Source organism: Anabaena sp. UHCC 0253 (genome assembly GCF_009712085.1).
Lineage (GTDB): Bacteria > Cyanobacteriota > Cyanobacteriia > Cyanobacteriales > Nostocaceae > Dolichospermum.
Map to the genome: position 1 here is coordinate 165,416 of NZ_VILD01000004.1, position 13,656 is coordinate 179,071.

The window sequence follows — 13,656 nt, forward strand, 5'->3', positions numbered from 1 at the left end:
AAAGGTTACTAATCCTCGAACCAACTGGCACGCCAAGCAGCTTCAGCTTCCGCAATTTTAAGTTCTCGCTGCTTTTTTTGATAGTCTCGTCCTAGTTTATTAAGTTGCATTAAGAGATGACGAATTCCTTTTCGCTCTGACAATAGTTTTGCGTCAGCAAATTCTATTTCTCCTAGTCGTAAGTGAATAGCCATAATTTGAGTGAGGCTAGAATCTTCGGAGTCTTCTTCATCACTAATTTCTATAACTAAGTTTAATAGATTCGGAGGGCTAGGTATCATATTACTAGAAGATTCTGCGGATTCTATGGCGGCGGCAGCAGCGGCTATGATCGGTTCTGGTAGTTTTTTGGGTAAAACTCCTGTTTTTTGGATTAGAATATTAGCCATCTGGGAGACTTTTTTGAGAGTTTCTTGAATCTCTGCTTCTAAATCTTGTTGCCATTCTGCTACTTCTATGGGGTTAGAAGGATTTATTGTTTGAGGCTGTTCTTCGTTTTCTTCTTCTTCCTCTTCTGCAATTTCTATAACTGTTTCTATTTGGGTAACTTCTAAGGGTTGAATATAACTAATCAATTGTTTAGCGGCTTGTTGACTGATTTTCCGAAGGCCTTGTTGTAATTTTTGCCGCTGATTTAGTGATAAGTTGAGAAATTCATCAGGATATCCTTGGGTACACAGGTAATAACTGGCTAAAATTAATTGTTTTTGTAAGCATGATCCTAAGATATTTATATATTTAGCATAAGCTAAGTGGAGTTCTTGAGCGATCGCTCTAATCCCCTCTTCTAATGCAGTAATATCTTGTTCTATTCTTTCAATTGCTCTGGCCATAACTTTCAGCTTGTCTGTTGTCTTAATACAAATATAGGGAATTTTGCCAAAATAATCATCATTTCAATAAAATACAGGCCAGCGTGTTACGCATGACCTGTAATAAAAATAGTTATGAGTCAAAAATCCATACTCTGTAGCCAACTATCAAATATATATTCTTAACAACTGACTACCGACTACTGACAATTAACTAATAACAAAATTACTTAGCACCAATTTGTGCCGCCACTTCATCAGCAAAGCTCATTTCTTTCTTTTCAATGCCTTCACCGAGTATATAGCGTACAAAGCGACTAATTTGGATCTCTTCACCCACTTTGGATTTTACTTGTTTTACCAAGTCTTCCACAGAAATACTTTGGTCGCGGATGTAAGGTTGATCAAGTAAAGTCATTTCTTTAAGACGCTTGTCAATTCTGCCTTGAACAATCTTTTCTTTGATGTTTTCAGGTTTATTTCCCAAGTCTTCCTTGCCCATTTCAATGTCTTTTTCTTTTTGGACAGTTTCGGCAGGAATTTGCGATATACTGACATACCCGACATTAGGACAAGCGGCTACTTGCATTGCTGCATTTTTAGCCAAGCTTTGGAATTCTTCATTAGTAGCGGCTGAAGCACTTTGAGCAGTCAATTCTACTAATACGCCCACTCTGCCACCAGTGTGAATGTAGCTGTCTACTACTCCTGATGTGTTAGCAAGAGAGAAATTGACAAAGCGCCGCACTTGAATATTTTCACCAAGGGTAGCAATGGTTTCTTTGATGAATTGATCAACGGTGACGCTGGACTTTTCAATATAGGGTTGAGTCAATAAAGACTCTACACTATCAGCAGTTGCTGCTTGTTGTGCCAGATTTTTAACTAAGGCTTTAAAAGCTTCATTGCGGGCAACAAAGTCTGTTTGGCAGTTGACTTCTATAAGTACACCTACCTGACCATCAGGCTGAACGTAGGTGTCTACTAGACCTTCTGCGGCGATGCGATCGCTCCCCTTATCTGCCTTGGCAATCCCTTTTTGCCGTAGCCAGGTCATGGATGCTTCGATATCGCCATCATTTTCTTTCAGCGCCTTTTTGCAGTCCATCATGCCAGCACCGGTTTTTTGGCGTAGCTCTTGGACGAGTTTTGCAGATATTTCCGCCATGTTGCCTCAATTCCTAACTTGACAGATACAACTATATATTCAAGAGTTTTAGATTAACAAGAATACAGAAGTATGGCTAACGCCATACTCATGTTTAAATCCTGATCATCTTCTCATCTTTCTATCCTTCCTGAGCGCAGATGCTTATTCTTCGCCTTGTGCGTCAGTGCTATCACTTTCATCGTATTCGTAATCTTCGTCAGCGTAATCTTCGTAATCTTCTTCCGCTTCTAGCTGACCATGACGACCTTCGTAAATCGCATCTGCTAATTTGCCGACAATCAATTTAATGGATCTGATTGCGTCGTCGTTAGCGGGGATGGGGATATCTACAACATCTGGGTCACAGTTTGTATCTAACATAGACACAATGGGAATACCCAATTTCTCGCATTCTTGAACTGCGTTATATTCCCGCTTCTGGTCAACAATAACCACAATGTCGGGGACTTTCCTCATGTTTTTAATACCGCCCAAGTATTTTTGCAGCTTCGCCATTTCCCGACGCAGCATGGAGGCTTCTTTTTTTGGTAATAAATCCAGTGCGCCGGTTTCTTCTCTCCGTTCTAAATCTTTGAGACGATCTGCTCTGGTTTTAATTGTTGCCCAGTTGGTGAGCATTCCACCCAACCAACGTTGGTTAATGTAGTGAGAACCACAACGAAGGGCTTCTTGAGCGATAATTCCGGCTGCTTGGCGCTTAGTCCCCACAAACAAGAATTTTTTACCTTGCTCGGATTGAGTTCGCATATAATTATATGCGTTATCCATCAATTGGGCTGTTTGCACCAAGTCAATAATATGTACACCATTTCGTGAGGTGTAGATATATGGAGACATTTTTGGGTTCCAGCGTCGGGTCTGATGACCGAAGTGAACTCCTGACTCCATCATTTGAGCCAATGAAACTACTGGCATATTTTGTTACTCCTATTCGGGTTAAACCTCCACCCAGGTGCATTTCTGAAATTCAAGAAACACCCGAATTCCTGGATGTGCGGAATTTTTGACAACTATACTAGGGTAACACAAATATATTCACTTTCCCGGTGAAAATTGATAATTAATCCTCGGTATAGTTCGCTCATATTGGCCAATCAGCGATCGCAGCATCTGTAAGTTCTTGAAGTTCTTCATCTTGTGTATATAATTCGGCGTATAGTTGTGCGGATTGTTCTAATTGTTGCCGTTCTATTTCTTGGTGCAACTTATCTAGAGCTAAACGTACAATCGAGCTTTTATCTTTGAAGCCCATTGCCTTGAACTGTTCTAAAAAATCAATATGGGACTGTTCTAAGGTAAATTTTGCTGAAATCATAACGATTGAGATTAAGACCCTATATTAAGAACTATTTTACGCCCCTGATATCAGAACTTGCAATTTAGATGTTGATAGCTATTGACGCATCATGATCACAATTCTCCCTCCACCCGGTTCTCTGTTCCCCTTCTTTGGTAATAATGGAAATTGCGAATCTGTGGAGATAGAGAAGAAAATGACTAAGTTAAGGGTGGGTTTGCTGTTTGGTGGGCGTTCTGGAGAACATGAGGTTTCTATAATTTCTGCACGGGCGATCGCTCAAGCCCTAAGTTTAAAAGAAAATGCTGATAAATACGAAATTTTGCCCTTCTACATCCAAAAAGATGGTGTTTGGCAATCAGGACTTGTAGCACAGCAGGTTTTAGAATCTGGTGTTCCCCAACAACAGTCAACTGTAACTCCCAATTTATGGCAATTTCCACCGCAAGCTGCACAAGTTGAGCTTTGGTTTCCCATTCTTCATGGACCAAATGGAGAAGACGGAACAATTCAAGGCTTATTAACTTTAATGCAAGTTCCTTTTGTTGGTTCTGGGGTATTAGGTTCAGCAACAGGAATGGATAAAATTGCCATGAAAACGGCCTTTGCCCAAGTAGGACTACCTCAAGTAAAATATAAAGCTGTCACCAGGGCGCAAGTTTGGTCAAACGCTTGTGTATTTCCGAAACTTTGTGATGAAATCGAAGCAACATTAGACTATCCCTGTTTTGTCAAACCTGCTAATCTAGGTTCATCAGTGGGAATTGCTAAAGTGCGATCGCGTCAAGAATTAGAAACAGCTTTAGATAATGCAGCTACCTATGACAGAAGGATTATTGTGGAAGCCGGAGTTGTCGCTAGAGAAGTTGAATGCGCCGTTTTAGGTAACGACAACCCTCAAGCCTCTGTCATTGGTGAAATTACCTTTGATAGTGATTTTTACGATTACGAAACTAAATACACCCAAGGAAAAGCCGATTTATTCATTCCGGCAAATTTACCAGCAGTCGTAGCACAGCAAATTCAAGACATGGCTTTACAAGCTTTTGCTGCTGTTGATGCTGCTGGTTTAGCCAGAGTAGACTTTTTCTATGTCGAAGCTACCGGAGAAATTTTCATCAATGAAATTAACACCTTACCAGGCTTTACTTCCACAAGTATGTATCCCCAACTTTGGGCTAATACTGGTATAGCTTTTGCCCAACTAGTAGATCAATTGATTCAACTAGCCATTGAAAGACATTCTCCTATAGATTAACGAATTTGGGATTAGAAAAATGGGGAGAATTTTTGTTTCTCCTCTTATCAAAATGATGATTTGTGATTGGTGTGATTGATGTAATGGATAATGAACAAGAGTTACAAAAAAAGATCGATGCTAGAAAAACTTCAGGAAATATTTTCAAAAGATATCCTGGAATTTGGTTTTTGAGTTTATTCCTAATTCCGATAGGAGTTACTATCTTCGCCTACTATCAACTGATTTATATTGGCTACGTACCACAGAAACAACAGGAAGAAACCCCATTTATACCTGTTCAATCAACCATATCCACATTTTCCGATAGTAGTAATCCCATACCTATATGGTTGGTAATTTCAGTCATTTTCTGCTGTGCTACAGGTTCTTTTGTCATTTTCTACCTGCTACAAAATTCTAGAAATGTCCAAAAATCTCATCAACGCATTCGCCACAGTCAAAAATTGAACTTCCAAAACCGCAATAAACCCCCTAATTGCCCCTCTCCACCCACTGACAAAGAAAACTTGCTCATAATTTTGCCACCGGAAAAAATCTATCCTCTCAATACCAACACAGCATCTTTCCGAAACTTACTGAACATATACACCGGTTTCTAGTCTGCTATTGCCTATTCCCTCAAAAATTCTGTACTTCATCAGCATAAGAACTGCCATATAGCAAATCACTACATTGATTGTTGCTATATCAACATAGTTCTACACCACAAGATTCACAATTTTTCTAAAAACTGGGAAAATAAAACTTTCAATAAAATGCCAATATGGCAACCAAGTTTTAATTACCTAAGTTACATTAGTCCAAGATAAACGACTTCAAGGGTGTGGTGATCAGGGACTACTACATATTAATTTTCTTTGGAGATATCTGGATTTATGCTCACACTTATTAAGCATAAGAAAAACAATTTAGCAATAATTAATTGACTCAATTAAGAGTCAATAAAAATAACAAAAATCAGGTTTAACATTTGCTGCAATTGGAATATGATCTGTGTATAGATACTGTCGTTAATTCTACGTCAACCCCCCTAAATAAATGGCAGTATTCAGATATATTCCTAACCGCTACAGCAGCAAATGTAGAGTGGGAGATTTAAGGCGCTTGGTATGCCTCCTCCCACTCTCTTTATTATTTTATAACTCTAATATGTAGATACCCTGTTCTTTGACGAATACTTTAATAAACAAAATGTATTATATTTCGCTTTAATGAAATTAAACAAAAATATTAATTTTTGCTGAGAATTGTTTAAACTAGATATATTTATGCAACTTTGGTCAATTATTGGGGAATAATAAATAACAAAGTTTATTAGATTTACGGATTATAAAATCACCATGAAACTGCAATCATTGACAAAGACGTTAACAACTGGTGTGATGTCTGGAGTGAGTTTCGCTATAGCATTAGGTACTAATGCTTCTTTGCATCAACCCAGCTATGCCCAAACACGGGGCTTTTATTGCGATCGCTCAACTGGTGTACCTGTGACAGTGTACCAAAATTCTCAAGGCACTACTGAGCCTTGGATTAGGTGGATTTCCAATCATTTTCGATACTCTGGTTACGATCCTCTAACTCGCTGTCAAGAAGTCAGTGGCAGATTAGAAACCTATCGTCGTAATAAACAACTCAAGTTTATCACCGTCGGGAGAATGAACAGACAAAATGTGGTTTGCACCGCTAGTCAAGTTAACGGACGTTGTGAAGGATTAATATTTACCCTCAAACGCGGTCAGGATGCAGTAAAAACACTTACTAATCTCCTGGCATGGCGTGAAGGGCAAGCGGGTACGCCATCCCTCAGTGAAAGTGGTGCAGCACCTTATATAGATGTGAGTGGAAGGTTAGGAGAAGAAGCAGACAGCACTATACAACCTACCACACCCACCAATGTTCAGCCGACACCATCCCAACCCAGTTCAGGACGTAGTGGAGAATTTAATTAAATGACCCCCTGTGGGTGGAAAAAAGTCACTAATTGGCTACAAGTGGGACTGATAAGTAGTTTAGCCATTGATCCATTCTATGTTTTTGATGGGTACAATGCTATTGCCCAAACAGTCCCTACCTACTCAATAGCTCAAACCCAAAAAGGAAATATTCAAAGATTGGCACAACAAACCACTGTGCGAATCCTCACTCCTAATGCTTCTGGTTCTGGTGTAATTATTCAGCGTCAAGGACAAATTTATACAGTTCTGACTAACTGGCACGTTGTCGCTTTCAGTGATCAGCATACAATTATGACACCAGATGGTCAGCCTTATATTCCCGTATCGCGCCAACTTAAACAACTGGGTAATACTGATTTAGCTATTACTAAATTTCGCAGTAATTCCTCATATCAAGTGGCAAGTATCATTAATCAACCTGTATTAATGGGAGAACCTGTATTTGCGGCTGGTTTTCCCATGTATCAGGAACAGAGTTTAGCCACGACTTTTGACCAAGGCATTAGGGGATTTAGATTTACCAGTGGTCAGGTCTCAGTGCTACCACCGAAATCTCTCGCTCAAGGTTATCGCTTAGGCTACACCAATAATATTGCTGTAGGCATGAGTGGCGGTCCGATTTTTAATGCCAGTGGTTTGCTAATTGGCATTAATGGACGGGTGAAAAATCGTGATCCAGATTTTGGTGTTTATGCCTTTGAAGATGGTACAGAACCATCACCGGAATTGTTAGGACAAATAGTTAATTCTAGTTGGGGAATTCCCATTAGTAGCTATTTGGAATTTCAGACCTTCCCCCGATCACAGCAACCTGTTTTATTACCGGAAACAACAGAAAATAATGTGCAGTTAAATCCTCCCATTCCTCTGTTGCGGAAACAGGAAAGTACAGTTTATCCAGTTATATTACCGGAAAAATCATTAGGGGAAGTTAGATCTACTTTATCGGAATAGGGCGAAGCATTCGTACAAAAAATCAATGATTTTAGTCACAGGTTATCGCTTTATCGGAATAGGGCGAAGCATTCGTACAGAAAATCAATGGTTTTAGTGACAGTTTATCGCTTTATCGGAATAGGGCGAAGCATTCGTACAGAAAATCAATGGTTTTAGTGACAGTTTATCGCTTTATCGGAATAGGGCGAAGCATTCGTACAGAAAATCAATGGTTTTAGTGACAGTTTATCGCTTTATCGGAATAGGGCGAAGCATTCGTACAGAAAATCAATGGTTTTAGTGACAGTTTATCGCTTTATCGGAATAGGGCGAAGCATTCGTACAGAAAATCAATGGTTTTAGTGACAGTTTATCGCCCGAATGCTTCGCCCCTACGGTGGTTTGTATAAAATAAAATTTTCACTTGAAAGGAGTTGTTTATGAGTTTTGGTTTTTCTCGATTTAATTCTCTTCCTGGTTTTATTACAGGAACAGCAGTAGTAGCAGCAATCGTAATTAGTCAACCAGCATCTGCTAAAACTGCAAAAGAAGTGGCTCAAATTGCTGTACCAACAACAGTAAGAATTGACAGTTCCGCAGGTGCAAATGCGGGTGGTTCTGGGGTCATAATTGCCAAAAATGGTAATACTTATACGGTGTTAACTGCTAATCATGTAGTTGCATCTCAAGCCCAAGAATACAACATTTATACCAGCAAAAAGAAAACTCATGCTGTTACCTCAGTGCAGAGTTTGCAGAAAACTGAAAATAGTCCAGATTTAGCAATTGTTAAATTTGAAAGTTCAGAGGAATATCCTGTTGCACCAATTAGCAATTCTGATGAAGCAGGAATTGGTACAGGTGTTTATATTTCTGGTTATCCGATGTCAATTGAAGACAGTAATGAACGAGAATATGAGTTTACAAATGGACAAATTACCAGTCGTCCTGATAGCAGACCTCAAGGTTATACCATGCGTTATGGTGCTTTGACTCGGAGAGGGATGAGTGGTGGTCCAGTGTTTGATGTGAGTGGTCGTGTGATAGGAATTCACGGACAAGGCGATCGCGACGGTGTGGTAAAAAATGAGTCTGCTTCCGGTGGACAAACAGAAGTTAAAACTGGTTTTAATGCAGCAGTTCCTATTAATACTTTCAAAGAACTAATTTCTCAAGCTGGAGTTAAGGTTGCTTTCAAGGAAGATAATTCTCAAGCTGAAAATGTGGAAGCCATTAGACCTTCAAAGGCTGAAGTAAAAAGCTGGGAACAGGAATTTGCGGCGGGGATACTTAAGAATTTGATTGAACAGAATATTCCCCGAATTCTTCCTCGTTTTCGATTTTAATTTGTAGGGCAATTACATTTGTTATTTGGGTGTAATTGCCTTTCTTAATTTCTTTATTTGTCCGAATAACTTTTAAAGATTGAGAGGTTTATCATGCGTCAGATTCGTCTTTTTGCTGTGGGAATTGCAAGTTTTGCTGTTGCTTTAATTGCTGCTTTTTTGTCTCCAGGTACATGGTTGAATAGAGCGATCGCATCTGCTATGTGTACGGTTTTCAGTTTCAATTCGGCTATGTGTACAGTAGATTTAGCGCGATCGTCTGAGCGAGTAGTGGCAGCAACTCCCCCAGCTATGGAAAGGACGATATTTGAAGGTTTGGGGGATGTGTTAGCACAGCGAGATCCAAATGAATTTGGTGATGATCAGCCGACAACTTCGCCACCTGTAAGTAATCCACAAGCGCCATCGTTTCCGCAAGATCCTGGTCCTAATCAACCTCTACGTCGTCCTGATTTTGATGATTTTAACTCTAACTACTCAACTCAGAATAATTCAAGCAATTACCCCTTTGTTGGTACATGGCTGTATACTGCGTATGCCTCTACATCTAGAGTTGAACCCTTTTATGTAGATTTTGTACAAATTAAACACTCAGGTGAGGAATATACAACCTTTCTATGTAAGGGTAAATGCAATATTCAAAACTTGATGATTGATAATCAGAACCACATTTTAAAAGAATATGGATTAGCCGCAGATTATCAAAACTTCAGTATTGAAATTGCAGAAACTACAAACCACAAGATAATAGTAGGAGAAATTGTAGAAAAAGCCACAGCAAAAAAAATGTATTTTATTTTAAGAAAATTGTTGCAGAAAGGGATTAAATCTCAACAAAAATCTTATAAAAAAGATTTGTTTTTTAATCCAAGATTATCTAAAATAACACCCATGAAAATATTGCCGCACAATGAATATAAAATGGCTTCTCTAGTAAGATGGGTTCAAAAAAGTATAGGTTCTTCTTTTACGGATATTATGAAAAATAATTTTACGACTTGATTCTACTGATATATATGATGTACAAAATGATGCACAAAAATTATTCGACACAGATAATTTTCGATCATCAAATCAATCAGGAGTTTCTGCTAGTAGTGGAGCAAATAATAATTTTGGAGGACAAGGAAGAAATCGCCAAGGTAATAATCAGAACCCAAAGAAGAACGAAAATTCCGCCTTGGAAAGAATAGGGTCAGACATTAGTAATGCCGAGCAGTCTCCACAACAAGGACGAGAAATAGGGATGCGAAGTATAAATTTTTTAGCTGCTGCTGTATTTGCTCTAGGTACTGCCCTGAGTTTTCTTTTTCAAACACCTGCTAATGCTAGTAATGTTAGCACTGAAACTAGAACAATAAATAACAGAAACCAGAGCAAACCTCAACCTAAACCTTCAACAAGTTCTGGTCCGCCTCCAGGAATCAGAACTGGAGATAAATGCCCTGCGGAATATTTACCACCCCCAGGGGAGTGTGGTGGTTGTTTATATGGTCAGTGGGTTCCTATATGTGGCTACCCTTACTAATTATTTCAAATAAATATTTGGTCAGGAGTTTTCTTCAGTCAATTAAAACTTATAGCGATCGCCATTTGTCCGATTTTCAATCAAGCGATCGCACCACATTATCCTGTAGGGGTGAAGCATTCGCATGAGAAAAATATCGAACAAACAGATAACCAATATTGGCGAATGCTTCACCCTTCCCCATAACCCTGACCCTATGAAAAGGAATTTAATTTATGTCCTATAATCCCAACATTCACCACCGCCGTTCCATCCGATTAAAAGGATACGACTATTCTCAACAGGGAGCATATTTTGTCACCATTTGCACCTATCAACGTAATTGTTTATTTGGTGAAATTGTAGATGATGAAATGAAATTAAATACAAATGGCGAGATAACAAGGGGTTCTTGGTTATCTATTCCTCGGCATTTTCAAAATGTAGGGTTAGATGAATTTGTAATAATGCCCAATCATTTACATGGGATTATTATTATAGCGGAGGAGGGCGAAGCATTGGCAATTTCAAATGATCAAAATCAGCAAAAATTGTCTAGCCAATGCTTCGCCCCTACAACCCCTACAACTCCTACAGGTGAAAAAATTAAAATTAATGGGACGAAACCACAATCTTTGGCGGCAATAATTCAAAATTATAAATCTGTTTCTACACGCCAAATTAATCGCATTAATAAAGATAAAGGAAATGTGATTTGGCAACGTAATTATCATGAACATATTATTCGTAGCGAGGAAGCATTAAATAATATCCGTCAGTACATTGTCAATAATCCTATAAATTGGCTAGATGATGAGGAAAATCCTGCGAATTTTCAGATAATGCAAGTATTATCTCATAAAAAATAAATCAGATTTATTTAACAAAAATTGGTATCTTGTAAGAATTCCAAAATTGCTGCATTCACCACATCAGCAGAACCTGTGGAAGCATCATGATAGCAATTCTGTAAAATTTGTAAGCGAGAATTGGGAAGATGATGATGTAATTTTTCTCCATGACTAAGAGGAAACCAACTATCTTGATCACCCCATAATACCAAAGTTGGACATTCAATATTTTTGAGATTTTTTTGAATATTACTGAGCATATTGGGCTGATTTATTCGTAAATTTTCTATTTCTCTAGCCGCGATTTGTAAATCTTCCGCAACTTTTACTAAAGTTCCAGGAATTTCAATAAATGGATAAGTAATCCAATAAATATCTTCTTCTGTTAACAACGAGGGATCATATAACACCTTACGTCTTTCTGTTCCCATAACTTCTTTAACTAAAGGTGAAAACCAATATGCTAGACGTAAGTAATCAATTAGGTGTATTATTTCTATTGGTGTTTGAGCAAGTAAACCCATAGCCCAGTGAGGTAAAGTTTCTGCAAAAATAGGTGCGTTAATTACCACTAAACGGCTGATTAAGTGAGGATTTTTACCTGCCAATCCTAGAGAAATCAATGCACCTATAGATTCTGCCACAATTATGGGTGGTTCATCACATAAAGCTTGAATAATGCGTTTTAATTCAATGATTTGATGTCCATTTTCTTCTCGACGGTGAATAGGTTTTTCGGAAAATCCGAAACCTTTAGCATCACAACAAATCACCCGGAAATGTTGAGACAATGGTTCAATACTATGCCGCCAATTATAACTCCAGCTACCTAAACCATGTAATAAAATTAGGGGTTTACCTTTACCTTTTTCACCATAAGCTATTTTTATGGGATAGCCTTGAGAATCATGAATAAGGATATTTTGCCGCCCTTGAGGAAAATTATCTTGCCACCAATCTTGCATGATTTTATCAATAAATTATTTAACTACTAGTGAAGACTTGCCATAATACTCTTATTAATATCACAGGAATGGCGATCAAGACAATAGCAAGAAGAAATAATCCGGCACTAAAAACCAGGATAAAGGACGTATCAGCTTTGTGATTTTGTTGAGGAGATTTTAAGGAATCTTCTAATAAAATAATATTATAATTATTAGCTTTCCATGCAAAATCAAACAAGTCTCCTAGCATGGGTATTGCCCCAACCAAGGAATCAACAATCACATTCATTACCATGCGTCCTAATGTGGCTCTAGATACGCCTAGTTGTGCAGCTTCAATGATAATATAAAAAGAAAGTATTAGCCCTAAAGCATCACCGCCTATGGGTAGTAATCCAATTATTGGATCTAAACCAATTCCTACTTGTGTTCCGGGAATGGTAATTATATTATCTAATAGTTTACTCAGTTGGCGTAGACGTTTTAATCTGGGTGCATAACCATCATTTGTGATGGAAACTTGTTCAGGGGAATTAGGCATTTTTAATTATTTCCGATTGCTGGGTGATCAACTGCCTTATTGTCTCATTTCTCTAACTCAATTTTTTCATCTTTGTCTAGAAAATTTGTATCTATTACCGCAGTGTGGAATTAAAAATATGCTTTTTTAATTCTTAATTTTTAACTGTTTATGTCTTCACCAACAGTGACATTTAATTGATGTCCGACAAGAAGCACAAAAGCACTCATCCATAACCATAACATTAAGACAATGACAGCCCCAATAGCACCATAGGCTTTATTATAATTGCCAAAATTGGTAACATAGAGGCGAAATAGTCCAGAAACAATAGCCCAAAAAATTGCTGCTAAAATTGCTCCGGGGATGATTGGTGTATTTGCTTTCAATTGGCTTGGTCCATAGTGATAGACAAAGGCAAAAGCGGTGGCAACTATACCTAATGCTAAAGGCCAAAGTAAAAATTGCCAAAGATGCAATAGAAAAATTAAATAATTATTCCCAGCTACAACAATTCCCAAGAGTAAATCACTGATAAATACTAAAAAAGAAGCTACCATTAATAGTAGGATAGTCCCGATAGTTAAGCCCAGTGAGATTAGTTTTGCGTGCCAAAAAGGGCGCATTTTTTTGGGATGAGTTTGCTGAATTTGATCTAAGGCTGTCATGGCTGTACTAACTGCACCAGAAGCAGCCCAAAGAGCGATCGCAAAACTTAGAGAAAATAAACTACTATTTTTAGAGTTGGCAATTTCTTCAGTCGCAAAATCACTGATTAATATCCAAGCGTCTTGGGGGACAATTTGGCTCAGTTGCATAGCTAGTTGAATAAATGTATTTCGCAGAGATTCTGCAAATAGACCAATTGCTGTTAACAATGCCAAAATAGCTGGAAATAGCGATAACATGGCATTAAAGGCTATTTCGGCCGCCAGTCCTAAAAGTCTTCGTTCCATAGTCCTGGCAAAGGTTTTCTTCACTATGCGCCCATTGAGGTGACGAAAGAACCTAATCAAATGGAAATTGAACATATTGCGACTCTGGCAGAGT

Annotated in this window: 15 protein-coding genes; 8 read left to right on the top strand and 7 right to left on the bottom strand. The window is 38.3% G+C overall.

Features of this window, described 5'->3' with window-relative positions; translation table 11 throughout:
* Positions 1-8: 8 nt before the first annotated feature.
* The 4 genes from FJR38_RS12595 to FJR38_RS12610 form a co-directional block, all read right to left on the bottom strand.
* Positions 9-833 carry a hypothetical protein gene (locus FJR38_RS12595; protein WP_168537372.1) on the bottom strand — a complete coding sequence of 275 codons (825 nt, stop codon included), beginning with the start codon at positions 831-833 and terminating at the stop codon, positions 9-11.
* 205 nt (positions 834-1,038) lie between these two features.
* Positions 1,039-1,980, bottom strand: coding sequence for a translation elongation factor Ts (gene tsf / locus FJR38_RS12600; protein WP_168537374.1), 942 nt, complete (start codon positions 1,978-1,980; stop codon positions 1,039-1,041).
* 144 nt (positions 1,981-2,124) lie between these two features.
* A complete protein-coding gene (gene rpsB, locus FJR38_RS12605; protein WP_168494504.1) occupies positions 2,125-2,898 on the bottom strand; it encodes a 30S ribosomal protein S2 in 774 nt (257 codons plus the stop codon).
* A 166-nt stretch (positions 2,899-3,064) separates the two neighbouring features.
* Positions 3,065-3,298 carry a hypothetical protein gene (locus FJR38_RS12610; RefSeq protein ID WP_168537252.1) on the bottom strand — a complete coding sequence of 78 codons (234 nt, stop codon included), beginning with the start codon at positions 3,296-3,298 and terminating at the stop codon, positions 3,065-3,067.
* 178 nt (positions 3,299-3,476) lie between these two features.
* Here FJR38_RS12610 and FJR38_RS12615 point away from each other — a divergent pair, with 178 nt between their 5' ends.
* The 8 genes from FJR38_RS12615 (at position 3,477) to FJR38_RS12650 (ending at position 11,157) form a co-directional block, all read left to right on the top strand.
* Positions 3,477-4,538, top strand: a complete 1,062-nt coding sequence (locus FJR38_RS12615; protein ID WP_168494657.1) for a D-alanine--D-alanine ligase family protein — start codon at positions 3,477-3,479, stop codon at positions 4,536-4,538.
* Between the two features lie 83 nt (positions 4,539-4,621).
* Entirely contained in the window at positions 4,622-5,140 is a 519-nt protein-coding gene (locus FJR38_RS12620) for a hypothetical protein (protein WP_168494506.1), read from the top strand.
* A 741-nt stretch (positions 5,141-5,881) separates the two neighbouring features.
* Positions 5,882-6,493, top strand: coding sequence for a COP23 domain-containing protein (locus FJR38_RS12625; RefSeq protein ID WP_168537376.1), 612 nt, complete (start codon positions 5,882-5,884; stop codon positions 6,491-6,493).
* A complete protein-coding gene (locus FJR38_RS12630) occupies positions 6,494-7,453 on the top strand; it encodes a serine protease (protein WP_168537378.1) in 960 nt (319 codons plus the stop codon).
* Positions 7,454-7,875: 422 nt separating this feature from the next.
* Positions 7,876-8,781 (top strand): serine protease, encoded by a 906-nt coding sequence (locus FJR38_RS12635; protein WP_168494512.1) that lies wholly within the window; start codon positions 7,876-7,878, stop codon positions 8,779-8,781.
* A 93-nt stretch (positions 8,782-8,874) separates the two neighbouring features.
* Positions 8,875-9,783: a hypothetical protein gene (locus FJR38_RS12640; protein WP_168537380.1), complete on the top strand. Its 909-nt coding sequence runs from the start codon at positions 8,875-8,877 to the stop codon at positions 9,781-9,783.
* A gap of 178 nt (positions 9,784-9,961) precedes the next feature.
* The gene (locus FJR38_RS12645; RefSeq protein WP_168537382.1) at positions 9,962-10,309 is read left to right on the top strand and encodes a hypothetical protein; all 348 of its coding nucleotides are present in this window, start codon (positions 9,962-9,964) and stop codon (positions 10,307-10,309) included.
* Positions 10,310-10,524: 215 nt separating this feature from the next.
* On the top strand, positions 10,525-11,157 hold the full coding sequence (locus tag FJR38_RS12650; protein ID WP_168537384.1) for a transposase: 633 nt from the start codon (positions 10,525-10,527) through the stop codon (positions 11,155-11,157).
* Between the two features lie 11 nt (positions 11,158-11,168).
* On the opposite strand, the gene FJR38_RS12655 is transcribed toward FJR38_RS12650, so the two are convergent.
* The 3 genes from FJR38_RS12655 to FJR38_RS12665 all read right to left on the bottom strand — a co-directional run bounded on the left by FJR38_RS12655 (position 11,169) and on the right by FJR38_RS12665 (position 13,637).
* Complete coding sequence (locus FJR38_RS12655) at positions 11,169-12,104, bottom strand: alpha/beta fold hydrolase (protein ID WP_168494518.1); 936 nt, start codon at positions 12,102-12,104, stop codon at positions 11,169-11,171.
* A gap of 19 nt (positions 12,105-12,123) precedes the next feature.
* Positions 12,124-12,627: a DUF4112 domain-containing protein gene (locus FJR38_RS12660; RefSeq protein WP_168537386.1), complete on the bottom strand. Its 504-nt coding sequence runs from the start codon at positions 12,625-12,627 to the stop codon at positions 12,124-12,126.
* Positions 12,628-12,767: 140 nt separating this feature from the next.
* Positions 12,768-13,637, bottom strand: coding sequence for a YihY/virulence factor BrkB family protein (locus FJR38_RS12665; RefSeq protein WP_168494522.1), 870 nt, complete (start codon positions 13,635-13,637; stop codon positions 12,768-12,770).
* Positions 13,638-13,656 lie beyond the last annotated feature (19 nt).

What these genes read in the sequence shown, in the direction of transcription:
- FJR38_RS12595 (WP_168537372.1), bottom strand. Translation starts at nt 833, where the DNA reads ATGGCCAGAGCAATTGAAAGAATAGAACAAGATATTACTGCATTAGAA.
- tsf (WP_168537374.1), bottom strand. Translation starts at nt 1,980, where the DNA reads ATGGCGGAAATATCTGCAAAACTCGTCCAAGAGCTACGCCAAAAAACC.
- rpsB (WP_168494504.1), bottom strand. Translation starts at nt 2,898, where the DNA reads ATGCCAGTAGTTTCATTGGCTCAAATGATGGAGTCAGGAGTTCACTTC.
- FJR38_RS12610 (WP_168537252.1), bottom strand. Translation starts at nt 3,298, where the DNA reads ATGATTTCAGCAAAATTTACCTTAGAACAGTCCCATATTGATTTTTTA.
- FJR38_RS12615 (WP_168494657.1), top strand. Translation starts at nt 3,477, where the DNA reads ATGACTAAGTTAAGGGTGGGTTTGCTGTTTGGTGGGCGTTCTGGAGAA.
- FJR38_RS12620 (WP_168494506.1), top strand. Translation starts at nt 4,622, where the DNA reads ATGGATAATGAACAAGAGTTACAAAAAAAGATCGATGCTAGAAAAACT.
- FJR38_RS12625 (WP_168537376.1), top strand. Translation starts at nt 5,882, where the DNA reads ATGAAACTGCAATCATTGACAAAGACGTTAACAACTGGTGTGATGTCT.
- FJR38_RS12630 (WP_168537378.1), top strand. Translation starts at nt 6,494, where the DNA reads ATGACCCCCTGTGGGTGGAAAAAAGTCACTAATTGGCTACAAGTGGGA.
- FJR38_RS12635 (WP_168494512.1), top strand. Translation starts at nt 7,876, where the DNA reads ATGAGTTTTGGTTTTTCTCGATTTAATTCTCTTCCTGGTTTTATTACA.
- FJR38_RS12640 (WP_168537380.1), top strand. Translation starts at nt 8,875, where the DNA reads ATGCGTCAGATTCGTCTTTTTGCTGTGGGAATTGCAAGTTTTGCTGTT.
- FJR38_RS12650 (WP_168537384.1), top strand. Translation starts at nt 10,525, where the DNA reads ATGTCCTATAATCCCAACATTCACCACCGCCGTTCCATCCGATTAAAA.
- FJR38_RS12655 (WP_168494518.1), bottom strand. Translation starts at nt 12,104, where the DNA reads ATGCAAGATTGGTGGCAAGATAATTTTCCTCAAGGGCGGCAAAATATC.
- FJR38_RS12660 (WP_168537386.1), bottom strand. Translation starts at nt 12,627, where the DNA reads ATGCCTAATTCCCCTGAACAAGTTTCCATCACAAATGATGGTTATGCA.
- FJR38_RS12665 (WP_168494522.1), bottom strand. Translation starts at nt 13,637, where the DNA reads ATGTTCAATTTCCATTTGATTAGGTTCTTTCGTCACCTCAATGGGCGC.